This is a genomic window from Ruegeria sp. C11 (assembly GCF_056537725.1).
Genome location: NZ_JBQFSB010000002.1, coordinates 423,215 through 447,563, shown reverse-complemented (window position 1 = coordinate 447,563; position 24,349 = coordinate 423,215). Strand labels below are relative to the sequence as shown.

27 protein-coding genes and 1 tRNA gene are annotated in these 24,349 nt (G+C 56.1%); 15 read left to right on the top strand and 13 right to left on the bottom strand.

All coding sequences use genetic code 11. The annotated features are described in order from the left end of the window. Positions 1 to 11 precede the first annotated feature (11 nt). The 3 genes from ACR0NA_RS05405 to rpoD all read left to right on the top strand — a co-directional run bounded on the left by ACR0NA_RS05405 (position 12) and on the right by rpoD (position 4,441). Positions 12 to 308, top strand: coding sequence for a hypothetical protein (locus ACR0NA_RS05405; RefSeq protein WP_480726747.1), 297 nt, complete (start codon positions 12 to 14; stop codon positions 306 to 308). An 80-nt stretch (positions 309 to 388) separates the two neighbouring features. Beyond that, complete coding sequence (gene dnaG / locus ACR0NA_RS05400; protein ID WP_480726746.1) at positions 389 to 2,338, top strand: DNA primase; 1,950 nt, start codon at positions 389 to 391, stop codon at positions 2,336 to 2,338. 114 nt (positions 2,339 to 2,452) lie between these two features. Next, entirely contained in the window at positions 2,453 to 4,441 is a 1,989-nt protein-coding gene (gene rpoD / locus ACR0NA_RS05395; protein WP_480726744.1) for an RNA polymerase sigma factor RpoD, read from the top strand. 195 nt (positions 4,442 to 4,636) lie between these two features. On the opposite strand, the gene ACR0NA_RS05390 is transcribed toward rpoD, so the two are convergent. Together ACR0NA_RS05390 and ACR0NA_RS05385 are read right to left on the bottom strand one after the other, a co-directional pair. Next, a complete protein-coding gene (locus tag ACR0NA_RS05390; protein WP_480726742.1) occupies positions 4,637 to 5,656 on the bottom strand; it encodes a helix-turn-helix domain-containing protein in 1,020 nt (339 codons plus the stop codon). Positions 5,657 to 5,688: 32 nt separating this feature from the next. Further along, positions 5,689 to 5,865: a hypothetical protein gene (locus ACR0NA_RS05385; protein WP_480726740.1), complete on the bottom strand. Its 177-nt coding sequence runs from the start codon at positions 5,863 to 5,865 to the stop codon at positions 5,689 to 5,691. Positions 5,866 to 6,227: 362 nt separating this feature from the next. Here ACR0NA_RS05385 and ACR0NA_RS05380 point away from each other — a divergent pair, with 362 nt between their 5' ends. The 4 genes from ACR0NA_RS05380 to ribD all read left to right on the top strand — a co-directional run bounded on the left by ACR0NA_RS05380 (position 6,228) and on the right by ribD (position 8,787). Next, the gene (locus tag ACR0NA_RS05380) at positions 6,228 to 6,638 is read left to right on the top strand and encodes a hypothetical protein (protein WP_170650510.1); all 411 of its coding nucleotides are present in this window, start codon (positions 6,228 to 6,230) and stop codon (positions 6,636 to 6,638) included. A 45-nt stretch (positions 6,639 to 6,683) separates the two neighbouring features. Further along, positions 6,684 to 7,097: a secondary thiamine-phosphate synthase enzyme YjbQ gene (locus ACR0NA_RS05375; RefSeq protein WP_480726738.1), complete on the top strand. Its 414-nt coding sequence runs from the start codon at positions 6,684 to 6,686 to the stop codon at positions 7,095 to 7,097. Positions 7,098 to 7,219: 122 nt separating this feature from the next. Next, positions 7,220 to 7,690: a transcriptional regulator NrdR gene (gene nrdR, locus ACR0NA_RS05370; protein ID WP_170650506.1), complete on the top strand. Its 471-nt coding sequence runs from the start codon at positions 7,220 to 7,222 to the stop codon at positions 7,688 to 7,690. Between the two features lie 20 nt (positions 7,691 to 7,710). After that, positions 7,711 to 8,787: a bifunctional diaminohydroxyphosphoribosylaminopyrimidine deaminase/5-amino-6-(5-phosphoribosylamino)uracil reductase RibD gene (gene ribD / locus ACR0NA_RS05365; protein ID WP_480726979.1), complete on the top strand. Its 1,077-nt coding sequence runs from the start codon at positions 7,711 to 7,713 to the stop codon at positions 8,785 to 8,787. A gap of 5 nt (positions 8,788 to 8,792) precedes the next feature. On the opposite strand, the gene ACR0NA_RS05360 is transcribed toward ribD, so the two are convergent. From ACR0NA_RS05360 to ACR0NA_RS05350, 3 genes are all read right to left on the bottom strand, one after another. After that, positions 8,793 to 10,799, bottom strand: coding sequence for a capsular polysaccharide biosynthesis protein (locus ACR0NA_RS05360; RefSeq protein WP_480726736.1), 2,007 nt, complete (start codon positions 10,797 to 10,799; stop codon positions 8,793 to 8,795). A gap of 3 nt (positions 10,800 to 10,802) precedes the next feature. Next, on the bottom strand, positions 10,803 to 11,921 hold the full coding sequence (locus ACR0NA_RS05355) for a polysaccharide biosynthesis/export family protein (RefSeq protein WP_480449102.1): 1,119 nt from the start codon (positions 11,919 to 11,921) through the stop codon (positions 10,803 to 10,805). Between the two features lie 110 nt (positions 11,922 to 12,031). Further along, complete coding sequence (locus tag ACR0NA_RS05350; protein WP_480726733.1) at positions 12,032 to 13,336, bottom strand: capsule biosynthesis protein; 1,305 nt, start codon at positions 13,334 to 13,336, stop codon at positions 12,032 to 12,034. Between the two features lie 130 nt (positions 13,337 to 13,466). On the opposite strand from ACR0NA_RS05350, the gene ACR0NA_RS05345 reads away from it, so the two are divergent. Then, on the top strand, positions 13,467 to 14,054 hold the full coding sequence (locus ACR0NA_RS05345; RefSeq protein WP_480726731.1) for a riboflavin synthase: 588 nt from the start codon (positions 13,467 to 13,469) through the stop codon (positions 14,052 to 14,054). A gap of 25 nt (positions 14,055 to 14,079) precedes the next feature. Here ACR0NA_RS05345 and ACR0NA_RS05340 read toward each other — a convergent pair whose 3' ends face one another. Further along, a complete protein-coding gene (locus tag ACR0NA_RS05340; RefSeq protein WP_480726729.1) occupies positions 14,080 to 15,132 on the bottom strand; it encodes a proline racemase family protein in 1,053 nt (350 codons plus the stop codon). 143 nt (positions 15,133 to 15,275) lie between these two features. On the opposite strand from ACR0NA_RS05340, the gene ribB reads away from it, so the two are divergent. The 3 genes from ribB to nusB are packed head-to-tail and all read left to right on the top strand — an operon-like array spanning position 15,276 to position 17,430. Further along, positions 15,276 to 16,397, top strand: a complete 1,122-nt coding sequence (gene ribB / locus ACR0NA_RS05335) for a 3,4-dihydroxy-2-butanone-4-phosphate synthase (protein ID WP_480726727.1) — start codon at positions 15,276 to 15,278, stop codon at positions 16,395 to 16,397. 2 nt (positions 16,398 to 16,399) lie between these two features. After that, positions 16,400 to 16,951, top strand: a complete 552-nt coding sequence (locus tag ACR0NA_RS05330; protein ID WP_170650493.1) for a 6,7-dimethyl-8-ribityllumazine synthase — start codon at positions 16,400 to 16,402, stop codon at positions 16,949 to 16,951. Beyond that, complete coding sequence (gene nusB / locus ACR0NA_RS05325) at positions 16,948 to 17,430, top strand: transcription antitermination factor NusB (protein WP_480726725.1); 483 nt, start codon at positions 16,948 to 16,950, stop codon at positions 17,428 to 17,430. Before ACR0NA_RS05330 ends, nusB begins: the two co-directional genes overlap by 4 nt. Positions 17,431 to 17,586: 156 nt before the next feature. Here nusB and ACR0NA_RS05320 read toward each other — a convergent pair whose 3' ends face one another. Further along, positions 17,587 to 18,366, bottom strand: coding sequence for a helix-turn-helix transcriptional regulator (locus tag ACR0NA_RS05320; protein WP_480726723.1), 780 nt, complete (start codon positions 18,364 to 18,366; stop codon positions 17,587 to 17,589). 93 nt (positions 18,367 to 18,459) lie between these two features. Between ACR0NA_RS05320 and ACR0NA_RS05315 the strand changes: the two genes are divergently transcribed. Beyond that, the gene (locus ACR0NA_RS05315) at positions 18,460 to 18,765 is read left to right on the top strand and encodes a hypothetical protein (protein WP_170650487.1); all 306 of its coding nucleotides are present in this window, start codon (positions 18,460 to 18,462) and stop codon (positions 18,763 to 18,765) included. A 218-nt stretch (positions 18,766 to 18,983) separates the two neighbouring features. On the opposite strand, the gene ACR0NA_RS05310 is transcribed toward ACR0NA_RS05315, so the two are convergent. Both ACR0NA_RS05310 and ACR0NA_RS05305 read right to left on the bottom strand, forming a co-directional pair. Beyond that, positions 18,984 to 19,409, bottom strand: coding sequence for an SRPBCC family protein (locus ACR0NA_RS05310; protein WP_480726721.1), 426 nt, complete (start codon positions 19,407 to 19,409; stop codon positions 18,984 to 18,986). Further along, positions 19,406 to 19,720 carry an ArsR/SmtB family transcription factor gene (locus ACR0NA_RS05305; RefSeq protein ID WP_480726717.1) on the bottom strand — a complete coding sequence of 105 codons (315 nt, stop codon included), beginning with the start codon at positions 19,718 to 19,720 and terminating at the stop codon, positions 19,406 to 19,408. The genes ACR0NA_RS05310 and ACR0NA_RS05305 overlap by 4 nt, the downstream gene beginning before the upstream one ends. 111 nt (positions 19,721 to 19,831) lie before the next feature. Between ACR0NA_RS05305 and ACR0NA_RS05300 the strand changes: the two genes are divergently transcribed. After that, complete coding sequence (locus tag ACR0NA_RS05300; protein ID WP_480449110.1) at positions 19,832 to 20,263, top strand: MmcB family DNA repair protein; 432 nt, start codon at positions 19,832 to 19,834, stop codon at positions 20,261 to 20,263. 3 nt (positions 20,264 to 20,266) lie between these two features. Here the strand turns inward: ACR0NA_RS05300 and ACR0NA_RS05295 are convergent, their stop codons facing one another. After that, positions 20,267 to 20,455, bottom strand: a complete 189-nt coding sequence (locus ACR0NA_RS05295) for a DUF6324 family protein (RefSeq protein WP_170650479.1) — start codon at positions 20,453 to 20,455, stop codon at positions 20,267 to 20,269. Between the two features lie 71 nt (positions 20,456 to 20,526). Here ACR0NA_RS05295 and ACR0NA_RS05290 point away from each other — a divergent pair, with 71 nt between their 5' ends. Both ACR0NA_RS05290 and ACR0NA_RS05285 read left to right on the top strand, forming a co-directional pair. Continuing rightward, positions 20,527 to 21,009: a GNAT family N-acetyltransferase gene (locus tag ACR0NA_RS05290; protein ID WP_480726713.1), complete on the top strand. Its 483-nt coding sequence runs from the start codon at positions 20,527 to 20,529 to the stop codon at positions 21,007 to 21,009. 47 nt (positions 21,010 to 21,056) lie between these two features. Further along, positions 21,057 to 21,133: transfer RNA gene (locus ACR0NA_RS05285), tRNA-His, on the top strand. A 72-nt stretch (positions 21,134 to 21,205) separates the two neighbouring features. On the opposite strand, the gene ACR0NA_RS05280 is transcribed toward ACR0NA_RS05285, so the two are convergent. From ACR0NA_RS05280 to ACR0NA_RS05270, 3 genes are all read right to left on the bottom strand, one after another. Beyond that, positions 21,206 to 23,050, bottom strand: a complete 1,845-nt coding sequence (locus ACR0NA_RS05280; RefSeq protein WP_480726977.1) for a glycosyltransferase family 2 protein — start codon at positions 23,048 to 23,050, stop codon at positions 21,206 to 21,208. Positions 23,051 to 23,135: 85 nt separating this feature from the next. Next, a complete protein-coding gene (locus tag ACR0NA_RS05275) occupies positions 23,136 to 23,828 on the bottom strand; it encodes a class I SAM-dependent methyltransferase (protein WP_480726975.1) in 693 nt (230 codons plus the stop codon). A 212-nt stretch (positions 23,829 to 24,040) separates the two neighbouring features. After that, entirely contained in the window at positions 24,041 to 24,328 is a 288-nt protein-coding gene (locus ACR0NA_RS05270; RefSeq protein ID WP_480726711.1) for a hypothetical protein, read from the bottom strand. Between the last annotated feature and the right edge of the window lie 21 nt (positions 24,329 to 24,349).

Below are 24,349 nucleotides of genomic sequence, written 5' to 3'. Positions count from 1 at the left end.
GGGAGAACCCCATGTTGCGTATCGCCGTCGCCGCTGCTTTGTTGGCTACACCTCTGGCTGCAGCTGAAACCAAGGAACAAAGCTGCCGGTATCAGGCAGATGTTGTTGCCGCGGTTCAGAAGGCCAGGCTCGATAAGGTGAAAGAGCGCGATGTGCCCGGGGCCGTTGCCGCAACCAGCCCTACATGGCCCGAAAATTACAATGCAGCGATCCCACTGATTACTCCGTGGGTCTATGAGCAAAAGATGCGCGATGTGCGCAAAAAGGACCTGGGCGCGGCCTGGTTGGAGCTGTGCCTGCAGCAATAATCCACAGGACCGTCAATTCGCTGTGGACAAACGCTCGTCACTCCCTTGGCGAGCGTTTCCGTTTCTGTCAGGTTTGATGCATGTCACTGCCCCCTGGATTTCTGGATGAATTGCGCACCCGGCTGAGCTTGTCTCAGGTCGTCGGGCGCAAGGTCATGTGGGACGCCCGCAAATCCAATCAGGGTAAAGGCGACATGTGGGCGCCATGTCCGTTTCACCATGAAAAGACGGCATCCTTCCATGTGGATGACCAAAAGGGGTTTTATTACTGCTTTGGCTGCCACGCCAAAGGTGACGCGATCAATTTCGTGCAAGAGACCGAAAATGTTTCGTTCATCGAGGCGGTCGAGATTTTGGCGCGTGAGGCCGGGATGCCGATGCCCGCGCGCGACCCCAGGGCGCAGGAAAAGCAGGACCGCCGTACTCAACTGGCCGAGGTGATGGAGCAAGCAGTGCAGTTCTTTCGCCTGCAGCTCAAGACCGGGGCAGGGGGCGCGGCGCGCGATTATCTGGACCGGCGCGGTTTGGACCCGCAAGCGCTGGAGCGGTGGGAAATTGGTTTCGCCCCTGACGGCTGGCAGGCGCTGTGGGATCATTTGCGCGGTAAAAACGTCGCTGAGGATCTGATTCTAGGGGCGGGGCTGGCCAAGCCTTCGAACAAGGGCAAAAAGCCCTATGATACGTTCCGCAACCGCATCATGTACCCGATCCGCGATCCGCGTGGGCGCTGCATCGCTTTTGGCGGTCGGGCTATGGACCCGAACGATAACGCGAAATACCTGAACTCGCCCGAGACAGAGTTGTTCGACAAAGGCCGCAGCCTGTATAATCAGGGCCCTGCACGTCAGGCTGCGGGCAAGGGTCAGCCGCTGATCGTTGCCGAAGGGTATATGGATGTGATTGCGCTGGCTGAGGCTGGGTTTGGGGCGTCGGTTGCACCGCTGGGCACCGCGATTACCGAACATCAGTTGCAATTGCTTTGGCGTATCTCTGATGAGCCGATCATCGCACTGGATGGGGATACGGCCGGCCTGCGTGCTGCAATGCGTGCGGTCGATCTGGCGCTGCCTTTGTTGGAGGCAGGAAAATCCCTGCGCTTTGCCCTAATGCCCGAGGGGCAAGACCCCGACGATCTGTTGCGTGCCGAAGGGGCAGGGGCTGTGCAGGCAGTCTTGGATAATGCCATTCCGATGGTCAAGCTGCTGTGGCAACGGGAAACCGAAGGCAAGGTCTTTGACAGCCCCGAGCGTAAGGCGGCGTTGGACAAGGCTTTGCGGGAAAAGATCAAACTGATCCGTGATCAATCCATCCGATCGCATTATGGGCAAGAGATTAAGGACTTGCGTTGGCAGTTGTTCCGCCCGCAAAGGCAGACGCAGAACCGCGAGTGGCAGCCGCGCGGCAAGTGGCAGCCTCAAAAACAACCTGCATCAGCCGGAGCGCGGGCGTCTTTTCTGGCCTCTTCTGACAATGCAGACATCCGGATGCGCGAAGCTGCAATTCTTGCGATCGCCATTCTCAACCCGCAGGTTGTCGTCCAGTTCGAGCATCAGCTTGAAGAGATTGATTGCCATGATCCCGATCACGCAGCCTTGCGAGAGGCCATTTTGAGGCACGCGATAGACGATCCGGACAACCTACAAGACCACATAATTGCAGCAATGGGTCCCGATGCCCTTGAAAACCTGCTGGGCCTTCGCCATGTCGCAGTTATCCCCTGTGTGTTCAAACCGGGCGATGTTGAAAAGGCCGAGATGACGCTGGCCGAAGAACTCGCGAAAATCAAAGCGCTCCGGGGGTTGGATGCCGAGATTGCCGAAGCTGCGGAGGAACTGACCGATCTGGCGGATGAGGCGCTGACGTACCGGCTGGCCCAGGCCGCCGAGGAACGCAACCGCACGAGTCGCAGTCAGAACGAAGACAGGGCCATTTTCGACATCGCCGACAACGGCGCGCGAATCAACCGCGACGAGAAAGACGCCTTTGAGGCAATCATGTCTGGTATCAATTTCGAACGGAAACGCCGGTAAACTGGTGTTTTCGTAAGGCACTGGAAAAGAAAAACGGGTAAATGGGTGGCCGAATCACTTCTACGCGCTAATGATTCGGATCAAACGAATCACCCATCCCTGCAGGAGCACTGAATGGCCGCCAAGGACACGACCGAGGATCGCAAATCCGAAGAGCAGGAACAGGAAATCTCGCTGGACATGAGCCAGGCCCAGGTCAAAAAGATGATCGCCGAGGCCCGCGAGAGAGGCTACATCACCTATGACCAACTCAATCAGGTGCTGCCGCCTGACCAGGTCAGCTCGGAACAGATCGAAGACGTTATGTCGATGCTGTCCGAGATGGGCATCAATATCATCGAAGATGAAGAGGCCGAAGAGGAAGAGCAAAAGGGCTCGACCGAACTTGTGGCGACAGACAGCAACCGTGAGGTTACGCTGGCCGGTGCCCAGACCGAAAAACTGGACCGCACCGATGACCCAGTGCGCATGTACCTGCGCGAGATGGGATCGGTTGAACTGTTGAGCCGTGAAGGCGAGATCGCCATCGCCAAGCGGATCGAAGCAGGCCGGAACACCATGATCCTTGGTTTGTGCGAAAGTCCGCTGACCTTCCAGGCGATCACCATCTGGCATGACGAATTGCTGAGTGAGGACATTCTGTTGCGGGATGTCATCGATCTGGAAGCCACCTTTGGCAATCAGATGGATGAGGACGGCGGTGTCGAGGAACCCGTCGTGGATACCTCGGCCGTACAAGCCGCCAAGCCTGCCAAGGATACCGGTCCCGAACTGGATGCTGACGGCAACCCGATCGCCAGCGATGACGATGACGACGAAGATGATCAGGCCAACATGTCGCTTGCCGCGATGGAAGCTGCGCTCAAGGATCAGGTTCTGACCACGCTGGAGCGTATCTCGACAGACTTCGCCATGTTGTCCGAGATGCAGGATAGCCGGATTTCGGCCACGCTGAACGAAGATGGCTCGTTCAGCGAAAAGGATGAAGCCACGTATCAGAAACTGCGCGCCGAGATTGTGGAACTGGTGAACGGCCTTCACCTGCACAACAACCGGATCGAGGCCCTGATCGACCAGCTGTACGGTATCAACAAGCGGATCATGTCATTGGACAGTGCGATGGTGAAACTGGCCGATCAGGCCCGGATCAACCGGCGTGAGTTCATCGATGCCTATCGTGGTCGCGAACTTGATCCGAACTGGCTGTCTGAAATGGCAGAAAAACCGGGTCGTGGCTGGCAGATGTTCATCGAACGCTCCTCAGACAAGGTCGAGGAACTGCGCAATGACATGGCGCAGGTGGGCCAGTATGTCGGTCTTGATATCCCTGAATTCCGCCGCATCGTGCAGCAGGTTCAGAAGGGCGAGAAAGAGGCGCGTCAGGCCAAGAAGGAAATGGTCGAGGCCAACCTGCGTCTGGTGATCTCGATTGCCAAAAAGTACACGAACCGTGGTCTGCAGTTCCTTGATCTTATTCAGGAAGGTAACATCGGCCTGATGAAGGCGGTGGACAAGTTCGAATACCGCCGCGGCTATAAATTCTCGACCTACGCAACCTGGTGGATTCGTCAGGCGATCACGCGGTCGATTGCTGATCAGGCCCGTACGATCCGTATTCCGGTCCACATGATCGAAACGATCAACAAGCTGGTCCGGACCGGTCGTCAGATGCTGCATGAAATCGGTCGCGAGCCGACGCCGGAAGAATTGGCCGAAAAGCTGCAGATGCCGCTGGAAAAGGTTCGCAAGGTGATGAAGATCGCCAAGGAACCGATTTCTCTGGAAACGCCAATCGGCGACGAGGAAGACAGCCAGCTGGGCGATTTCATCGAGGACAAGAATGCCGTGCTGCCGTTGGACAGTGCCATTCAGGAAAACCTCAAGGAAACGACCACACGCGTTCTGGCATCGCTCACGCCGCGTGAGGAACGTGTTCTGCGGATGCGTTTTGGTATAGGCATGAATACCGACCACACCCTGGAAGAGGTGGGCCAGCAGTTCAGCGTGACGCGCGAAAGGATCAGGCAGATCGAAGCCAAAGCGTTGCGCAAGCTGAAACATCCCAGCCGCAGCCGTAAACTCCGGTCTTTCCTGGATCAGTAAGTAAAAAAGGCGCCTTGGATTAGGCGCCTTTTTTCGTTCCGGTTTGCGGTTGGCGCCGGATCGAATGGCAGGTTTCGGAAACGAATTGGCAGAAATTCAAAAGAAACCGGCAAGGTCAAATCATACATCCGAGTTGTCCACTCATGGGACCGGCCAGGGCGAGGTACCGTGCCGTTGACCCCTGGCCACCCTTCGTCACGAGACGATGGGATGCTCGACCCTGTTGCGGAATGCACTGGGGGCCTGACCGGTCCATCTTTTGAACGCTGTCGAGAAGGCCGCCTGATCTGCATATCCGAGGGAAAAGGAAATCTCCGACAGGTTCATGCCGTTCTTGATAAACGTCTGCGCCAGATCGCACCGCAGATCATCCAGTATCTCTCTGTAGCTCGCTCCTTCGTCCTTTAGCCTGCGGGCAAAGGTGCGGGGGCTCATTCCCAGATTGCCTGCCACTTCATCGGCTTGAACGATGTTGCCGGGCAGAGATCTGGTGATCAGCCCCTCAACCTTCGGCCGCAGTTTGTTCTGCGGGGTGGCGTATTCGTCCAGCAGCCGCGCTCCGTATTGGATCAGATGTTCGCGAAGGCGCGGATCGTAGGTGGGGATCGGCAGGTCCAGTGAGGACAAGGACAGAATGATCTCAAGTTTTTCCGCACCGAAGATAACCGGAAAGCCTGCCATCTTCTGAATGTCCTTTGCGCTTGGTCCAGCTTCGTGCTGCAGGCGAATTTCGATCGGAAAAAAGGTTGATTGCGTAATCGACCTCATTCGCGCGACGGCTGCAAAGATCAGAAATTCGGTTCGACGGTGATAGCGGGCAAAGCTTGGGTCTTTCCACTCGGCCTCGAACGCCGCGAAGTTGCCGGCAATTCTCAGGCTGAACATAATCGCAGGATCAATAATATCGTGAAACCGCGACGTATTTTCCAGCGCTTGCCGCAAATCCCGGGAGTACTTTCCGATATAGGCGGTAATGCTGGAAGAGGACGTAAACCCGATCCCGGTTTTGGCAGCAAATGTGATATCACCCAGAGCGTCGCAAGCCGCCCGCACGAAACAGGCCTCCTTATTGGCAGGATAAGTCTGAACCGAGGGGAGAAGGTCGGCTTCGCTCAGTCCACATTTCTTCAAGGCCATTTCAACGGCATTCGGATCATCGGAAAATTCCTCAAACGACCGTACCAAAAGGTGAAGCCTTGCAATATCAACATCCATTGAAATACCCGGAAATAAATCAAGTCTAAGGCTCACAGTTTAGCGCTGTACGGCTTTTTTTGAAACTCGGGACCTTTTGTTTGGGTGATCTGACGAATCTTGAGTGCCCGTTCAGTGGTTTCCGAACGGGCAATATTTGCTTCTGTTGCAACGCGTTCCAAAAGCACTGGATTGGCAGTATTGGCAAGAGATCGAAAACCCTTGACCATCAATCGCAAGCTCTTTGCGATTCATTTGTCTATCTGATCTGTGTTGCCGGGTCGCGCTCTTGTTAGGGGAGAGGGCCTGAGCCCGTAAAACCGGTACATAGAACCGACAGTGGGCTCCCCGGCACGTCCCGGATTAATGCGTATGGCTTGGAAATTTCGCAAAAACGGGCAGTGAATGGGCGTTCGGTTTTACTGTGGTCTCGCATCGCGTCCTACAAGACGGCGCAGGTGTATCTTACCTGACCGGCGTTCAATGTGCGTTGCTGACACAAAGTAACAAATATTTTTGAGATTTTTCCTGTGCGATACGGATCGATCAAACTACGCTCATAAGAACATCGCATTATGAAAGTCATAGACCTATGAGAAAAATTTGGATTCTTGCAGCGACTGCGGTCATGGCGCTGAGTACTCCGGCTCAGGCTCAGGCATTCAGTACGCAAAACGGCTATCGCGCGTATCAGGTAAATAACGCGGTTTTCGAAGTGGTGCCGCGGGGGCGCAGCCGCACCAATGACTATTGGTGTGCCGCGGCGGATTTCGCGCGGCGCGGTCTGGGTGCGGGTTGGCGTCAGCAAATCTACATCGTTCGCGGATACGGACCCAGTGAGGCGACGGGGCGTAAAACGGCTGTTCAGTTCACGCTTGATCCTCAGGCAGCGGGCGTGACACCTCTGGAAGGTGGCGGCATTCGCACAGGGTTTCAGCCCGGTGACAGCATGAGTATTCAGCAGGCCAACGGGTTTTGTGAACCCGGACCGTTCAGGTCTTAAGGGCTACGTTGCGCAAGTTGGACCATGTCGCCAGGGTAGGCAAAAATGCTGACTGAATTTCACGTGCACACAAGCGGCCCCGGACTCTATGAGTTTACGCCGCTTGTGCGCGACTGGCTTCGGCCCGAGGGCCGGGATGGATTGCTGACGCTGTTCGTTCGTCACACATCCTGTTCTCTGCTAATTCAGGAGAACGCAGACCCAGAGGTGCAAACCGACCTTCACGCCTATTTTGAAAGGTTGGTTCCGCCATCGGATGATCCTTCGATGTCCTATCTGCGCCACACATATGAAGGGCCGGACGACATGCCAGCCCATATCAAGGCGGCGATGATGCCAGTATCCCTGTCGATCCCTGTCACGGGTGGAGTACCTGTATTGGGCACATGGCAGGGGATTTATCTGTTCGAGCACCGTCGCGCCGCCCATACGCGGCGGATTGCCGGGCATTTCGGATGAAACCCTTTATTTAGCGGTGTGAAATTCTGTCTACCCAAACTCTAGCGTCTGTCCTATAGTTGTGGATAAGTGAGCCAGAGCACTCACAAAAAAGAGGCGGACAAGGGACGAGGAGACGGCGGATGCGCTGCCCGTTTTGCGGAAATATCGATACTCAGGTCAAGGATTCACGGCCAGCGGAAGACCACGTGGCGATCCGCAGGCGACGGTTTTGCCCGGCTTGTGGCGGACGTTTCACCACCTACGAAAGGGTGCAGTTGCGCGATCTGGTCGTCATCAAAACAAACGGCAAGCGAGAAGATTTTGATCGCGACAAGTTGGAGCGGTCCATTCGTATCTCGATGCAGAAGCGCCCGGTTGATCCCGAACGCATTGATCAGATGATATCCGGCATTGTGCGCCGTCTGGAAAGCATGGGCGAAACCGATATTCCTTCCAACAGGATCGGTGAGATCGTGATGGAAGCGCTGGCGCGGATCGACACGGTGGCCTATGTTCGCTTTGCAAGCGTCTACAAGAACTTTCAGGCGGCCGACGATTTCGAGGAGTTTGTTCACGAATTGCGCCCGCCGCAACCGTCGACTGAAGAGTGAACGACATCGACAAGCGATATATGGCGTTGGCGCTTTCATTGGGCCGACGCGGACAAGGATCGTGCTGGCCCAATCCGGCGGTCGGTTGCGTTGTCGTGAGCAATGGAAGGATTGTCGGGCGGGGGTGGACCCAACCCGGGGGCAGGCCCCACGCAGAAACTGAGGCGCTGGCGCGCGCAGGAGAGGCGGCGCGAGGGGCAACAGCCTATGTCTCGCTAGAGCCGTGCTCACATCACGGCCAAACACCACCTTGCGCCGAAGCCTTGATCGCAGCAGGTATCAGTCGCGTTGTCTGCGCTGTCGAAGATAGTGATCCGCGTGTTGCGGGGCAGGGCTTTGCCATGCTCCGCGAGGCAGGGATTGAAGTAACAACAGGCGTGCTGAGTGATCAGGCATCGCGGGATCACGTCGGTTTCTTTCTCAAGACCGAACAAGGGCGTCCCTTTGTGACATTGAAGCTTGCAAGCAGCTTCGATGGTCGGATTGCAACCGCAACCGGACAAAGTAAGTGGATCACGGGACCTCAGGCGCGCCGTGCCGTGCATGCGCTGCGTTCCTGCCACGACGCTGTTATGGTTGGCGCGGGCACGGCAAGGGCCGACGATCCATCCCTGACCGTGCGCGATCTTGGGATTGACCATCAGCCAGTCAGAGTCGTTGTTTCCAGGCATCTGGATTTGCCGCTGATGGGGCAGCTCGCCCGAACGGCAAATGACGTGCCGGTATGGCTGTGCCATGGTCCGTCACCGGATATCGAGCGCGTGCGGGCGTGGGAAGGTCTGGGTGCACAACTCATCCCATGTGCTCTTCAGGGCCATCACATCGATCCGGCAGATCTTTTGCAGCAACTGGGTCAGGCGGGGTTGACCCGCGTGTTCTGCGAAGGTGGATCGGCGTTGGCGGCGTCGCTGTTGGCCGAGGATCTGGTTGATGAACTTGTCGGTTTTTCCGCCGGTTTGGCAATCGGTGCCGAAGGATTACCCGCAATCGGTGCCCTTGGGTTGGAGCGGCTGGAGGCCGCGCCCAAATTCGATCTGATCGAAGTACAACCGATTGGGCCTGATGTCATGCATCGCTGGGCGCGGGCCTTGGGTTGAATGGCTCAGGGCCGGTGCCTACGCCAGAGGTGGGCGTGGGTCGCCAGTGTCCCCTGTGCTTTAGACAGAAGCCGTAACAAGATGCCGTGGCGCGCTGTGCCTTGCTGTGCCAAACGCTCGACAGCGACCTCAACAGGGCAGGGCAAGCTGGTCAAAGGGTCCAGATAACGCGGGTAGTCGATCAATGCGGCGTGAACGAGGCCCATCAAAGATGGCTTTGCCCCCCGGCGCGCAGGGACTGAGCCTAGATCGGTTGTCAAACCCCAGCCGGCATAGAACGGAGCCCCTAAAGTGGTCACTTTCACGCCCCTTAACAAAGCCTCGAAACCCATAAGGGACGTCATGGTCCAGACCTCCTGAACCTGCGGCAGCAGAACTGCGGGATCGGTGTTGGTCACGATCGCATCGGCCAACCCATCAGCCTCGATCCCCCCGTCTCGTAACCCAGCTTCGACGTCTGGATGCGGTTTGTAGATAATGATTGCAGACGGGTTCGCATCTCGGGTCGCGCGCAACAGGTCAAGATTTGTGCGCACCGTACTTGTGCCCTTGAGGATCGATGCATCATCTTCGACCTGCCCGGGCACCAGTATGCGATGCCCTTCGGGCAAAACGGGGGGCTGGCCACCTTCGTTGTATTTGCTGAGCCCGGATTTCAGAATTTGCCCAACCAGTCTTTCACTGCGCAAAAGCTGATCCCGCCGCAAAGTCTCGCGCGATGAGATTAAGGTTTCTAATTCGCTGGGGCGGGTCGGATCATAGTAAATCCCCTGATTGTCTGTCACCAGAGAAAGCGGCGGAACCAGACGCGCGCCCAGACCGCGAGAGCGCAAAAAACCGTCTTCAACCCGCACTGCGTCGTCTTCGTCTTTGGCATATCGAGCCCAGATCATATGCGATTGCGCCATGTCGGGATTTTCTGAAAAGCGGATTTTCTTGTAGCGACCGAACATATCCTGCAAATGCCTGCGTTTCCACAAGCGCATCCCGGATGCCGTCCACCCATGTCGGTCCTGTCGCCATGCCCGGATTTGGGCTTCCAGCGTGTCCAGAACGGTTTCCAATTGGCACAGCCTGTCGCGGTAGGGGTCATACCAAGTTGGGTAAAGCAGCATTGTGGCGGCAAACAGTTGTGCGCGTGTCAGATTGCGTTGCCTGCGGGGCACGGGAACTTCATCCTGGGTCAGTCCCCAGCCAGAATAAAACGGCTGCCCAAATATGCGGGGTTTGTGCCCGGCCAGAATTGCTTCGAATCCAAGTTGGGACGACAGGGTGTAAACGGCAATGGCACCTTCCAGCAGCGACCATGGGCTGACGGGGCGATCCAGAATCTCTACCCGGTCCGAGGTGTCCTGAGAGGTAAAATGCCCGGCCCTGTGACCAGCCATGGTTTCGGGATGTGTTTTGATGATCACCCGTGCGCCCGGGTTTTCCTCCTGAGCTATCGCCAGCATTTCGCGGAACCGGGCATCATCGCCTCGGCTTGCAGTCACGGCAGCATCCCCGCGGGTCTGATCGACCACAAGCACGTATCCCGGCTGAGGCGGGGAAAGATCGGGATCGAATGCGGAATACTTGCTCAACTGCAATTCACGCACCCTGTCCATCGCAAAACGTGCCCGGTCTAACAACGCCGTGTCATCCAAAGGATGCGTTGTCAGCAAGGTCTCCAGATCGGATGGAGTGGACGCATCGAAATGAAGCCCGGATTTATCCAGAAGCAACCCAAGTGGGGGATCGCCGCTGCGACCGGGATGGAGCGATCTGAGAAAGGCGTCTTCGACCCGTAGCACGCGCGTTTGCCGTTTTTCGGCGATATTCAATCCGCGGTGTGCCGTCGGGCTGTTGCCCCAGACACCAACAAAATCTTCCTGCTGAGGCAGACCAAGCCGAATATCGTATCCAGCCAGATCAAGGATGCGCCGAAGACGTTTCTGTGTCAGAAAACCACCGTTGAAAACATACAGCCGGAGGCGTTCGCCCCCGGTCTCTGGTTCCCGGTCCGGGAACATTCCTCAGCTACCAGTCAGTGTTGCGACGTTTGCAATCGGCGTCAGGCCACCAGCGATGAGTGAGATTGACTTGGACCATTGTGCATAGGGCGCTTCGGTCACGTAAATCGTGTCGTCGTCACGAATGACAAAATCTCGCGCGACGAACAGCCCGTTTGGAGCGGTCAGGTTCATCACATAAATCATCCTTTGGGACCCTTGCAGATCACTGCGGCCCATGACCGAACGTGCGATGTCCTGACGTTCCTTGCGCAACACGAAGATGCCGGTGGGATCGGACGACAGGGATTGCAGACCGCCTACCTGAGCCAGTGCTTCAAGGGCTGACAGATCCTGGCTTTCGAATGCTACGCGCGACTGCCCGCCTGTTGCGCCCAAGGCGATATAGGACCGCGTATCCTGTTCGACCAGAATCCGGTCACCACCACGAAGGGCGATATCAAGGCCGGGCTTGCGAAACAGGTCCTGATACCAGACCGTGCCTTTCTGGTCGCCCCGCAGAACCGTCACCAGAGCAATTTCGGGCGCGACGGATACGCCGCCAGCCTGCGCCAGCATCGTTGCAAGAGAGCGTGTCGGCCTTTCGATCGGATAGACACCGGGCGCACCAACCGCACCGGTCAGTGAGACGGTTGAGCCGTCCCCCGCAACGCGGCGAACCTGTACTTGCGGATCGGGGGTCTGATCCTGCAGCTTCGCAGAGATCAGATTGCGCAGCTCTTCAGGCGTATTACCCGAGGCACGCAGCCGTCCTGCATATGGCACAAAGATAAAGCCTTCGCTGTCGACCTGCACTTCGTCCAGATTGGTGGCAAGGCCTGTATCCCCTGACAAAAGCCCGTCATCGACGTTTTCCCAGATCGTCAGGCCCAGAACATCGCCCGGGCGAATGGTATCGGCTGTCAGGTTGGACAAGCTGCGAAATGAAGATGAAAAGCCAAGTTGCGGAACGGCAGAGGTTGCGCGTGCGACGCGGTCGTCAACTTCGATAACAAAGGCGTTTCCGCCTTTCTCGACCGAGCCTGCAAGTATCTGATTCTTGCTGGGGCCAGCTTTGGGCAGCTGACATGCTGCTGCAAGGCTGCATGTTGCCAAAACGGCGAACAATCTTATCCATCGCATTGAAGGGCACTGCACTGCTGGATTACCTCGGTCGTCTTTTTTTGTTTCTGTCAGATTTGCGCGCAATCTATCTGTTTCCGGTTTGAACATCCAGCAAGAGACAGGTTGTTTTACTTAACCAATCTCAACTGTGGCGTTGCGGCCTCGTAATCCGCCAGAAGCACGTGATATGGGTCGTCGCGGCGCAACATCATGTCCGTTACCCGACGCAATAGTTGCCGCCGACCCCTGCGTGAATAAAAACCACCGGGTATCTGACTGGTTTCCAACAGGAACTGCCTATATGCCCGATATGCTGTCCGGTCCGGTGGCGTGGGGGTGGAAAAAAAGGTCTCGACCGGTTGCTCAGACACGAATTCGGGCTTGGCATAAACCGATCGCCCGAAAACCTTCAGTGGAATGCCCCGCCACAGAACCTGTTGACCAGCGGTTGAGTTGATGGTCACGGCCGTTCTCGCATCGTCCAGCAGTTTGGCCAGTTTCCCACCTGGTATGTAATGGACCCGATCCTGAACACCGAAACTGTGGGCCAGTTGCCGAACTCGCCGCTGCAAAGGAACCCTATGGTTTTCCAGTGGGTGTTCCTTGACCACCAGCCGGTGGTGTTTTGGCGCGCCCTTGGCGAACCCTTCGATGACCTCTTCCAGAAACTCGGTCAAGCAGGAATAGCCAGAGTGATTCTGAACCGAGCTGTCATGTCCAAGTTGCAGAAGCACAAGGTGATAGGGAAACCCTCCCTTGCGCGCCCTCGCCGTTGCCCAGAACCTCTCAAGCCGGTGGATGGGCATACGAAGCAGCCGTTTGAAGTACAATCGAAATTCCTGAGAAACCGGCAGTTCGCGATGGGGCCGGAAATTACGATAACGTTGATTCAAGAAAAGGACGAACCAATGATAGGCCGCGCCATAAAAGACGTGCTGCCGCATATCTCCCCAATGCGAGGGTGGTGGTGGCGACTCAGCGTCAGAATATTCCAGCGCATCCTGCATTTTGGATACGCTCATATTCATGACCAACGAATTTCCGTTAGATCCCCCGCGTTCGTAAGTGACCCACCACGGGCGAAGATACCCTTCTTCAAAAACGTGGACGGTCACGCCTCGCGCCTTGGCGACCTTCACGGCCTGTGAGTGCACAGGGCGTGTATCGCCGTAAAGAACGATGTCGGTCACACCAAGCTCGTCGATCTTTTGTTCAAACGTTTTGGGCCACTTATCGGGTGTTCCGCGATAGGGAATGAAACCGTGGCGGTGAAACCAAAACGCCTGATCCCCGGCGTTGAACCCAATCCGCCAGATATCTGCGCCTGAGGCGCGCAGGACACGGGCCAGCGCGGAAAAGAAAGGGCCATGTGGCCCCTGCAAAAACAGAAAGACACGCTTTGCATGGCCTTTGGGGGGCTTGCTTGTCGTCACTGCGCGTCCTCATATCTTTTGTTCTGACAAAATTTATGCCTCTTAACGCGCCTGCAGGCAAGCCAGGGCTTGCCCGATCCGTCTTGGGGCATTACCTCGGCTTCAATGCTAGACTTCAGAGGGTTACGGAATGTTTACTGGGATCGTTACCGACATCGGCACCGTCACTGAACTGGAGCAGCGCGGTGATTTACGCGCACGTATCAAAACCAGATATGACACTGCGGGCATTGATCTGGGTGCATCCATCGCCAGTGATGGGGTGTGCCTGACCGTTATCGCGCTGGGTGACGATTGGTATGACGTGGAGATCAGCGCCGAGACGGTTTCAAAAACCAATCTGGGCAGCTGGAATGTCGGCAAACGAGTCAATCTTGAACGGGCGCTCAAGGTTGGTGATGAACTCGGCGGCCATATCGTGTCGGGGCATGTCGATGGTGTTGCCGAAGTTGTGGACGTGACCGATGAAGGCGACAGCACGCGCGTAACCCTCAGCGCACCACAGCATCTGGCCCGGTTCATAGCTCCGAAAGGGTCGGTAGCCCTGAATGGCACTTCGTTGACGGTAAACGACGTCGAAGGGTGCAAGTTCGGCATCAACTTCATCCCCCACACCAAAGAGGTGACCACCTGGGGGGACGTTGCCGTAGGCGATCGGATCAATCTGGAAATCGATACTCTGGCCCGCTACGTCGCACGCCTGGCCGAGATGTCCTGACGTTTATCGAGTTAGGCCGCTCTCATCACCACATATCGCCAACCGTATATCCGGATGGGAACGGATCGCTCGGATCAAGTGACCAATTTGCGGTTCCGTGTATCCAGCCTTGCCCGGACAGTGTCGGAACAATGGCGGGGTAGGGGCCAACAGTCGTGGTTTCGACGATGCGGCCAGTAAAGGTCGTCCCAAGGGGGCCGGCATTCACGTAATCCTGCCCAACTTGCAATAGCCCGCGTGCATGCAGAACCGCCATTTTGGCGCAAGTGCCCGTGCCGCAAGGCGAACGGTCGAGGATTCCGGATGCGTCGTGGGGTTTTTCGGGGTCGAAGTTGCCGGTGGAAATGGTGATTGCGCCTCGGCCATGCGTACCTGCGTCTATCGGAGGTCCCCACAGGTTCGTGATCGTCGGCCCTGAAATGTCTGAGTTCTCCGGGTGCTGCACGGGCAACTGTTCGGCCGTGGCGTGACGGATCGCTTCCGAGGTACGGACGATCTCTGACCCGTTCTCTGCATCCAGAGAAATTCCAAGGGGTTCGGCTTCGGCCAGAACAAAGAACATCCCGCCCCACGCAACATCGACGGTAACGGTTCCAAGGCCGGCAACTTCGATATGCGCGTCCAGATGCATCGCAAAAGCCGGCACATTGCGGAACTCGACACGGGTGACCTTGCCATCGCGGCACTCGGCGCGCACACTGATCAGCCCGGCAGGTGCTTCGAGCGTCAGTTCCGTGACAGGCTCGACCATTGGCAGGATACCGGTTTCCAGCAGCACGGTGACAACGCAGATCGTGTTCGAACCCGACATCGGCGGATATTCCGTCTGCTCCATGATGATAAACCCAGCATCCGCATCTGGATGGCTTGGCGGAACCAGCGCGTTGCAGCACAGCCCCGGATTGCCGCGCGGTTCACGCAGCATCATCAGCCGGACGTCGTCCAGATTTGACTGCATCCACTGCATCTTTTCAAAGACCGAATGTCCGGGGATATGTGGCAGGCCGCCGGTGATGACGCGCCCCGGCTCTCCTTCTGCATGCGCTTCGACGGCAGTAATCATGCGGGACAGGCGCATTGGCGTTCTCCTTGGTTTCTCCGCGCACGCTATCCGCCCTGACAACGCCGCGTCCAGCCCCGACAGTGCCGTTTGCGCTCTGGTCTTTGCGCCCCGGGTGGTCTATCCCGCCATGCAGGAGATGCTCTGCGAAAGGCTGCCCCATGAGCTTTGAAACCCCCGGACCCGTCGAGGCCCAACTGCGTGACGCGATAAGCCCGATCGAAGAGATCATCGAAGAGGCGCGCAAAGGCCGGATGTACATTCTTGTCGATCATGAGGATCGCGAGAACGAAGGCGATCTGGTCATTGCGGCCGAATTCGCGGATGCCGATGCGATCAACTTTATGGCCACCCACGGGCGCGGGCTGATCTGCCTGCCGATGACAGCCGAACGGGTAGACGCGCTGGGCCTGCCGATGATGGCCGTCAACAACTCTTCACGCCATGAAACTGCATTCACTGTGTCCATAGAGGCGCGGGAAGGTGTTTCCACCGGCATCTCGGCTGCCGACCGTGCGCTGACCGTGGCGACGGCGATCAACGAACAGAACACGATGGCGCATATCGCCACCCCCGGCCATGTCTTCCCTCTGCGCGCTAAGCGGGGCGGGGTGCTGGTGCGGGCCGGCCATACCGAGGCTGCAGTCGATATCTCACGTTTGGCGGGTTTAAACCCTTCCGGCGTGATCTGCGAAATCATGAAGCCCGATGGAACAATGGCGCGCCTTCCCGATCTGGTGGCGTTTGCGCAAGAGCACGACATGAAGATCGGCACCATCAGCGATCTGATCACGTACCGATCGCGCAACGACAATCTGGTTGTCGAGACTTCTCGCGAAACCGTCACTTCGGAATATGGTGGCGAGTGGGAGATGCGCCTGTTCACCGACCAGACCCACGGCATTGAGCATGTGGTCATGATCAAGGGTGACATTACCACTGCTGAGCCGGTTCTGACCCGCACCCATGCATTGCACGAGGCACCGGACATTCTGGGATTGGGGCCGAAATCCCCGAAGGAACTGCCGCGCGCGATGGAGAAGATTGCCGAGGAGGGGCGCGGTGTGGTCTGCCTGTTCCGCCAGCCCCACAACTCTCTCTACGCAGCCGAGGACGAAGGTCCGCGCACCATCAAACAAACCGGTCTGGGCGCGCAGATCCTGTCCAAGATGGGCATTCAGGAACTGGTGCTGCTGACCGACTCGCCGGAAACCGTATATCTTGGGCTCGACGCGTTTGGCCTGTCCATCGTCGGAACCCGTTCCATTCTCAAGGATGACTGATCGTGGCTGAACAAGACAAACACGGCGTGCTGCCGACGCCGACATTCGACGAACCGGTCAAGCTGCTGATCGTGGTAGCCCCATTCTATCGGGCCATCGCCGACAATTTGGTCGCCGGTGCCAAGGCCGAAATCGAAGGGGCAGGCGGTACCTGTGAGGTCGTCGAAGTGCCCGGCGCGCTGGAAATTCCTACCGCCATCGCTATGGCCGACCGCCAATGCAACTTCGACGGCTACGTCGCGCTGGGCTGTGTCATTCGCGGCGAGACCACGCATTATGAAACCGTCTGCAATGACTCCAGCCGTGCCATACAGTTGATGGGTCTGCAGGGGCTGTGCATCGGCAATGGCATCCTGACCGTGGAAAATGACGATCAGGCCGAAGTTCGCGCAAATCCCGAAAAGATGAATAAAGGCGGTGGGGCCGCCGCTGCGGCCTTGCATCTGATCGCGCTCAGCCGTAAGTGGGGCTCTTCCAAAAAGGGCGTTGGCTTCAAGCCGCCGTCCGAGTCCATCCTTGTGGCGGGCGACAGCAACGGATCCACGACAGCATGACCCAGACAGACGCGCCGAAGCCGGCCAACCAGAAACGCTTGATGAAGTCCGCCGCCCGGCTCTATGCCGTGCAGGCGCTGTTCCAGATGGAGCAGTCGGGCCAGACGACCGAACAGGTTGTGAATGAGTTTCTGGACCACCGTTTCGGCGCTGTCTACGAAGGTGAGGAAATGCTGGACGGCGATATCCCCGTGTTCCGCAAACTGGTCGAGGACGCCGTGAATTATCAGGCGCCGATTGACCAGATGACCGACCGCGCTTTGGTAGCGAAATGGCCGATTGCCCGCATTGACCCTACTTTGCGCGCGACCTTCCGGGCCGCTGGGGCTGAACTGACACAGGACGACACGCCACCCAAGGTGGTCATCACCGAATTCGTCGACGTGGCGCGCGCCTTTTTTCCTGAAGGCAAAGAGCCGAAATTCGTGAACGCCGTGCTGGATCACATGGCACGTGAGGCCAAGCCCGAAGCGTTCTGATCTAGTACATCAGACTAAATGAATAAGGCGCAGCCACGGAAGAGAGCTGCGCCTGAACTTTTTTAATACGTTTGTTTAAACAAGCCTTCGGCGTTCACCACTCACAGTTTTATCCAAAGACACCAAGACTCTACCGGAATGCCGCTTGGCTGCCAGCTATCGATTCCGATAGTGCTGAGGATCGATCAGCCCCAGTTGCATCGCACGGACAAGTGCGGATTCACGGGTCGGGGCGCGAAGTTTATCGCGCGCGTTTTTCAGATGCGTGCGTACCGTGACCTCGGACAGACCCAACAATTCTGCAATCCTGTCATTCCGGTGACCAAGCGCCAGCAGGTTCATGACCTGCAATTCGCGTGGCGTCATGTCCGGTATGGTCGGAGCGATGCTGATAATGTCATAGACCCGCCCATGATTGCTGGGGATATCTGAGCCCAGATTTGTGGCCAGCACAGTGGCCAGAACGCGCATTTCTCGCTGCCGCTCTGTCATCATAAGCTGGGCGTCCTGTTGATCCGAAGACAGCACCACCAGCTTGGCCTCATTGTCAGGGCAGGGCACCACCAGAGAATAGAGGTGAATATACCCGGCCTTTTCAAGGTCGTGATTCAAGGCCAGCGCCTTGTCCGAATGGCCATCTGCCGATCTCAGGCTTGCGGCCTGTACATAAAGGCTTTCCTTCCCGTTCTGAACCTGCGCCAGCATGGGGTCCGCTTCTGCATAACCTTCGCTGTCGTAACGATTGAGCCAGCCTTTGGACATTGAACTGCGCACCCAATGGATCGCTCCTGTCTCGGGCGTAAAGCAAAGCATGTTCAGGGCATTGAAACCGATCTCGGCCAGCCGGTCTAACGTGAACTCCCAACGCTCCTGGTCGTCGTGACGCAAGGAAAGCTCTTCGAGAAGATCGAGCGTGAACAGGCTGAGGGCATTCATTGAAACTCCGATAATAGTGTCGCACCCGGTGGGTAGCGATTTACTCTGCCCGACCATGCGCTATCATCCTGGTATCAGACAAGGAGCTTTGTCATGCCCAAACTGATCCGCCTTTACATCACGCAAGTTGTTTGGGGATTTGTGATCTCTGCAATCTTTGTCGGGGTGCTGCTGGCGCTGAACGTGGCCAACTTACGCAGTTTGATCACCGGATCGGACATTGGCCTGATTGCGCTGCTTATGATCTGGTTCATGAACGGCATCGTTTTCGCCGGGGTCCAATTTGCCTATGCGATCATGAGCATGGCCGAAAAGCCGGGCGGCCCGCGTCGTGGTTCGCCCGTAGTGCACAGCTTTGAACCTGCCGTGATCCGTCAGGACGCACCATCGGCGAAGTAATAAGAATTCGAGGAAAAATGTGGCGGGACCACCAGTCAACCGTGCGGTGTGATTCCCGAGGACCTGTATGTACAGGTGGGCGCCAGGTAATCAGACCAGGATCTGAACAGAGCCAGCCCCCTCGGAATTGCTTAAGGCCACCAGAATGCTACCAGTCACAAGAAGGGCAGAACCCGCCACGCGCCTAAGTAGGGCGCGAATGCGCATTGCACAAGGGGTCATGCAGCCACAGTTTCGTGCAAGGCCGTGCGCAACTTGCCAAAATGCTCGTCCCAGCCCTTGTCCAGCGACAGGATCAGACCAAAAGCGTCCGCCGATTGCGGTAGACCTTCGTGATGTAGGGCAAGTCTGGTGCCGCCGGAAACAGGTTCAAGCGTCCATTTGACGACGCTGACCACATCACCCATCGGCTTAACCGTGAACGTGTATTCCAGGTAATTCGGCGGGTTGGCGGCGCGGACTTCACCCCAGATCAACAGATCACCGCTGGTTGTCCCGAACATCTCCAGCTTGTTGCCTTCGGTCAATGGGCGCTCGGGCTTGTGGAACCACTCGGCCAGCCGGTCGGGGTCTGTCAGATAGGTCCAGACAGTTTCAGGCGTTGCGCGCAGGAAAATGGTCTTTTGCAAAACGGTGGGGGTCATTCTTCAATCCTTTCAATGGCTTCCTTTAGTCTGGCAAGGCGATCATCCCAGAACTCGTCGAAATAGTTGAACCAGTCGATCACGGGTTTCATTCCGGCGGGATTCAGGCGGTTGATACGTTCGCGCCCGCGCGGCTCAACTGTGATCAGGCCGCCGTCAGATAAAACTATCAGGTGCTTTTTGACGGCCGCCCGTGTCATGTCGAAGCGGTCGGTCAGCTGTGAAATGGTCATGTCTTCTGATGCCAGTAACTGAACGATTTCTCGCCGGGTTGGATCAGCCAATGCACGAAACGCATTCTGAGTGTTCATTGTCACCTCACATACGATACCAAACGGTATCATATTAATGGGATACCATATGGTATCATGTCAAGATTGTATTTGCTTGCATTTTGTTCATGAATTGTTCACTCTTGGGGTATGATGTTGGACTTGCAACCCGGACAAAAGCTTGCGCGTGGTGTATCGCGCCATTTGATCGGCCATGGCTTTGTTTCGATTGAGGAATTTGTTCCGATGCGCGGCTTGCGCGTGGATGTTATGGGCCTTGGACCAAAGGGTGAGCTTTGGGTTGTCGAATGCAAATCCAGCCTGGCCGATTTTCAATCCGACGCAAAATGGCAAGGGTATCTGGAGTGGTGTGACCGATTCTTCTGGGCGGTTGGCACTGACTTCCCCACAGACATCCTGCCAGCGGAAACCGGACTGATCATTGCCGATGCCTATGATGCCGAAATCATTCGGATGGCGCCTGAGGCCAAGGTAGCGCCGGCGCGCAGAAAAAAGATGATTCAGAAATTTGCAATGGATGCCGCCAGGCGATTGAACACGCTTCGCGACCCCAGGCTGTGAGCGTCAGCCCTTGACGCTTCGGGCCGCTTGAGCAGCAGCGCGAATTTCCTCTGCGATTTCCTCGGCTTCTTCGGGGGTGAAATCCATTGGAATCTCAAGGCCGTCCGCCTCGATGAACAAGCGCACCATGCCCCGATCGGTCGGACCGATCTGAAGATTCGCTTCGATGTCGCGCTCGGTATTGATGCTCATGTCGGCCTCCGGGAATGAGCATTTGTGCTAGCCTGCAACGGATTGAGAATCAAGCGGACTTTGCGGCGGCCATGGATGACATCGTAATCAGAGAATTTTGCTCGGATGACGCACCTTGGTTGGTTGAACGTCATGGTCAGCTTTACGCCCGTGACGAAGGGTTTGATGGCACCTTCGCAACATTGGTTGCCGAAATCCTGAATGATTTCAGTTCCAACCACGATCCTCAGCGGGAACGGGGGTGGATTGCCGAAAGTTCAGGTCAGAGATTGGGCAGCATTTTTTGCGTGTCCCAAGATGAGCAGACAGCCAAATTGCGGCTTTTTCTTCTTGTTCCCGAAGCTCGGGGGCAGGGGCTTGGCAAACGCCTGTTGGCAACCTGCATGAGCTTTGCGCGGAAAACGGGATATCTCGAAATGGTTCTGTGGACCCATGAAAGCCACAGGGCCGCCTGTGGTCTGTATCGGTCCACCGGATGGGAACTAATCGACAGCAAACCTGTGCATTCCTTTGGTGTCGATCTGGTCGAACAAAGCTGGAGAATTCAGCTTTAATCCTCTTGCATTCCGCGTATGTGTTCGGTAAATCGCCCCTCACGAGTGCCGCCTTAGCTCAGTTGGTTAGAGCGCTGGATTGTGGATCCAGAGGTCCCCTGTTCAAGCCAGGGAGGCGGTACCATAAAGCTTCATCCACCAGAAAATGATAGCGACAACCTTGGTTGCCGGTCGCCGCACTCGAATGGCGCCGGTTCTATGGTTCCTCTGACAGGACGTTCAGTACGCAATGAGCGCCTTCAATCGATTGAAACCGAAGGGCCGTGGGGTATTCCCCCAGAATTCTATGCAGATTGCGAAGGTTTGCGTCACCATGCGAACCCCGGCGATGGTAACTGTCCAATATCAGGTTCCCACCGGGTGATACCCGCGTCAAAACCTTTCTGAACGCCGCCTCAGTTGCCGGATCGGCCATGGCTCCTGAAAGGAAAGCGACATCCAGACTGTGCTTTGGAAACACCTTCATTACATTCCGTGGTATCCCCCGAATAAGCGACAGCTGCCCGCTTTCAATTTCGTTGGAAAAAAGCGCCACGTATTCCAGAAAAGCAACATCCTCGGCGATCAGGCTCGCATCGGGATTGCGGCGATTGACGGCAATGGAGTGATGCGTGGATTTGTAACCCCACGGCGAGACTACATACAGCTTTTCAGGTTTTTTCAGTTCAAGTATCTCTTTGGCAATCTGAGGGTTTTGCGCGTTCAGTAGTGCCCAGGTTTTATTCCGCTTTCCAATTGATTGTATTGCACGTTTGCGCATTTGCCGGCGCTTTGGGGGGTCTTGAAAGCCTGTGGTGGGAATGTATTTCAGATCGCTTTGACTGATCGGCAGCAAATTCTCCGGGGCTTCATCGGGTGACTGGCCGTGTGCCGAGAAATTCACCCCCAACGAGTCAAGATTAGCAAACCACGGCAGGCGATTGTGTTTCCGATAATGATGAACGTGTGCCTGCCGCATGGCCAAAAGCTGGTGGCTATACGACTCCAGATTAAAAACCTTGCGACTGTTTTTCTGGCGCACGTACTTCAGCGTTGGACAAATGACACTATCTTCTCCAATCAGCCAGGTTTCGGGGGTTTCATAGTCGGAATACCTGTCCAAAAAGGCCTGCGCCGCATCGGTCTGAATGACTTCGTCTATTTTTGTCTTATGATACTGGAATGCCGTGGCGTGCAGCTCTTTCAGTTCGGGATCGCTTATCAGTTCATTAAATTTGGTTCTGACACGTCCCGAAAAGCGCTGAATTGACAGGTCTTCGACGTTGTTCCAGCAGTGAAGCCGCCAATACTCGGCACCGGACGCCTCCATCTTTTTGTGAAACGTGGTTGTATTCACGTCTCCGCGTATACGTTTCATCAGGAAAGACTGTAAGGACCGCACTGCATAATGGTTGATCCTTGCAAGATCATTTCCAAATCCAACCCCGACGTTGTCACCATTCCAGCCGAGGTAGGCAAACGGTTTGGTCATGTCGTCGCCATCGCCATCAACCCATTTCAGTTTCTTGAACTGCCCTTTGTCGAGCTTCTTGGGTCGGTGCGTAGACAGCTGAGAAAACGGGACGTCTCCGCGGTACAGGGTTTTGAACGCACGGCATGTTGCTGGCCATTGTTGATAGGGGTGCGCCGAACGGGTGAATTGCTCGGTGACGAATTGATCATTGAAATCCACCACTCCGCCGTGCCCAAACAGTTGCCAGTTGAATGAGAACATATTGGCTTCGGGTACAGCTTGGAACAAAGCATCAAGAGTTCCGTCGCCAACTTTGATATTCAGAAATTCGTCAGCATCACAGACGAATATCCATTCGGCTTCAGCCAGATTTGGATGGGCCATCGCTTTGTCATAGGCCCCACTCTGAGGGCCTTTTTCCCACGGTCCCGGGTTTTTGATATGTGAAACCAGTCCCAGTTCCTGCAACCGTTCAGCGATCTGATCGGTGCCGTCGGAACAATCGTTGGTACAAATGATAAAGTGGTCAAAACCGATTGAAAGATGATAGGCCACCCATTCCAGAAGGAACGGGCCTTCGTCTTTCATGGTTGTCACGATAAGTCGCAAGGAAAATCCAATGATTATCTGCCGATTGATGTAGTCAGTGCACCCGGCCGCCTGTGCGGCGTGCCTAGGCCGTCACCTCATCCAGCGGTTCGATTTTTTCGATTGCGATCTGAGCACCTGCAACGGTTCTGATCCGCATCCGGTCCGGATATTGCCCCAAAAACTCGTTGATCGCCCGAATGACACCATCGCCCCACCAGCCGCGGCGATGATAGTCGTCGAATGCCATGATGCCGCCGGTTTTCATCTTGGGGAAAAGGGCCTTCAGATCTGCGCAAACACCTTCATAGGAATGGTCGCCGTCCACATACGCAAAATCGATGCTTTCCGCTTCGAACCCTTCAAGAGCAGTTCCCGAGAATTCCCGGATGAGTTCGACCCGACCAGCCGAAATTTCCTTGCCAAAGCGCTTTTTCACCTTGTTGAAAATCCGCTCCATTTTTGTGTCTTCGGTCCGTCCCGCGAACGCCTCGGAATGGCTGGAGTCGGTAACATTTGCCCATGGGTCTATGAGAAACAGTTTCTCGGGTTCCAGAGCTTTCAGAATCTGCACTGAAAAGTCGCCGTGCCAGACACCGATTTCAATGGCGACCCCTCCCTTTGGCAGACGCGAAAGAAAGACTTCGCGCACCTGATCTTTGGACAGGCGCCGCTTTTTGGTCGATTTCTGGGCCGACGCTGTTTTTCCGGATGCTTTTGGTTGCTTGCGGTTTTCTTTGGCCGTTTCTGCTGTCATTGCCTGTCTCTGCTCTTTCATGTCCAGCCGATCTAGCGGCATTACGCTCTGCTTGTCAAAATAGAAGCCATGTGCTTCTCCGATTGGCACCCGGGAATTTGGTGCGTTACGTTGTGTTTTCCGTTGCTTGATCGACGGCACCATTTGCTTCAGAAAGAGTGATTGAAACGCCGGTTGTGCGATACGACGCCCCGACACCGCGGGGCGGGCACAGGTACCTAAGGATTGATATTTCACATATGCCCAAGCTCTTCATAACTACGGGGTCCCGTCAGAATCCCTATTTGGGGATGATCTACAGTGCCTTCGATGGCTATGAACAACGTGTATTTCCATTGAGTAAATTCCATGGGGGCGAAAGTCCGTCGGCTGAAAAAGGTGATATTTTCTGGATTCACTGGGAGGATCGGCAGTTCGGTGACCGCAGAGATGAGCCGCAACATGCGGACAGATTGAAATCGGTGGAATCCGGTCTTTTGAAGCTGAAGGAAAAGGGCGTTCGCATCGTTTGGACCGCTCATAATTATTACCCGCACAATTCC

Coding starts and splice junctions, on each gene's coding strand:
- ACR0NA_RS05405 (WP_480726747.1), top strand. CDS start 12: ATGTTGCGTATCGCCGTCGCCGCTGCTTTGTTGGCTACACCTCTGGCT.
- dnaG (WP_480726746.1), top strand. CDS start 389: ATGTCACTGCCCCCTGGATTTCTGGATGAATTGCGCACCCGGCTGAGC.
- rpoD (WP_480726744.1), top strand. CDS start 2,453: ATGGCCGCCAAGGACACGACCGAGGATCGCAAATCCGAAGAGCAGGAA.
- ACR0NA_RS05390 (WP_480726742.1), bottom strand. CDS start 5,656: ATGGATGTTGATATTGCAAGGCTTCACCTTTTGGTACGGTCGTTTGAG.
- ACR0NA_RS05385 (WP_480726740.1), bottom strand. CDS start 5,865: ATGGTCAAGGGTTTTCGATCTCTTGCCAATACTGCCAATCCAGTGCTT.
- ACR0NA_RS05380 (WP_170650510.1), top strand. CDS start 6,228: ATGAGAAAAATTTGGATTCTTGCAGCGACTGCGGTCATGGCGCTGAGT.
- ACR0NA_RS05375 (WP_480726738.1), top strand. CDS start 6,684: ATGCTGACTGAATTTCACGTGCACACAAGCGGCCCCGGACTCTATGAG.
- nrdR (WP_170650506.1), top strand. CDS start 7,220: ATGCGCTGCCCGTTTTGCGGAAATATCGATACTCAGGTCAAGGATTCA.
- ribD (WP_480726979.1), top strand. CDS start 7,711: ATGGCGTTGGCGCTTTCATTGGGCCGACGCGGACAAGGATCGTGCTGG.
- ACR0NA_RS05360 (WP_480726736.1), bottom strand. CDS start 10,799: ATGTTCCCGGACCGGGAACCAGAGACCGGGGGCGAACGCCTCCGGCTG.
- ACR0NA_RS05355 (WP_480449102.1), bottom strand. CDS start 11,921: ATGCGATGGATAAGATTGTTCGCCGTTTTGGCAACATGCAGCCTTGCA.
- ACR0NA_RS05345 (WP_480726731.1), top strand. CDS start 13,467: ATGTTTACTGGGATCGTTACCGACATCGGCACCGTCACTGAACTGGAG.
- ACR0NA_RS05340 (WP_480726729.1), bottom strand. CDS start 15,132: ATGCGCCTGTCCCGCATGATTACTGCCGTCGAAGCGCATGCAGAAGGA.
- ribB (WP_480726727.1), top strand. CDS start 15,276: ATGAGCTTTGAAACCCCCGGACCCGTCGAGGCCCAACTGCGTGACGCG.
- nusB (WP_480726725.1), top strand. CDS start 16,948: ATGACCCAGACAGACGCGCCGAAGCCGGCCAACCAGAAACGCTTGATG.
- ACR0NA_RS05320 (WP_480726723.1), bottom strand. CDS start 18,366: ATGAATGCCCTCAGCCTGTTCACGCTCGATCTTCTCGAAGAGCTTTCC.
- ACR0NA_RS05315 (WP_170650487.1), top strand. CDS start 18,460: ATGCCCAAACTGATCCGCCTTTACATCACGCAAGTTGTTTGGGGATTT.
- ACR0NA_RS05310 (WP_480726721.1), bottom strand. CDS start 19,409: ATGACCCCCACCGTTTTGCAAAAGACCATTTTCCTGCGCGCAACGCCT.
- ACR0NA_RS05305 (WP_480726717.1), bottom strand. CDS start 19,720: ATGAACACTCAGAATGCGTTTCGTGCATTGGCTGATCCAACCCGGCGA.
- ACR0NA_RS05300 (WP_480449110.1), top strand. CDS start 19,832: ATGATGTTGGACTTGCAACCCGGACAAAAGCTTGCGCGTGGTGTATCG.
- ACR0NA_RS05295 (WP_170650479.1), bottom strand. CDS start 20,455: ATGAGCATCAATACCGAGCGCGACATCGAAGCGAATCTTCAGATCGGT.
- ACR0NA_RS05290 (WP_480726713.1), top strand. CDS start 20,527: ATGGATGACATCGTAATCAGAGAATTTTGCTCGGATGACGCACCTTGG.
- ACR0NA_RS05280 (WP_480726977.1), bottom strand. CDS start 23,050: ATGAAAGACGAAGGCCCGTTCCTTCTGGAATGGGTGGCCTATCATCTT.
- ACR0NA_RS05275 (WP_480726975.1), bottom strand. CDS start 23,828: ATGAAAGAGCAGAGACAGGCAATGACAGCAGAAACGGCCAAAGAAAAC.
- ACR0NA_RS05270 (WP_480726711.1), bottom strand. CDS start 24,328: ATGAGCGGTCCAAACGATGCGAACGCCCTTTTCCTTCAGCTTCAAAAG.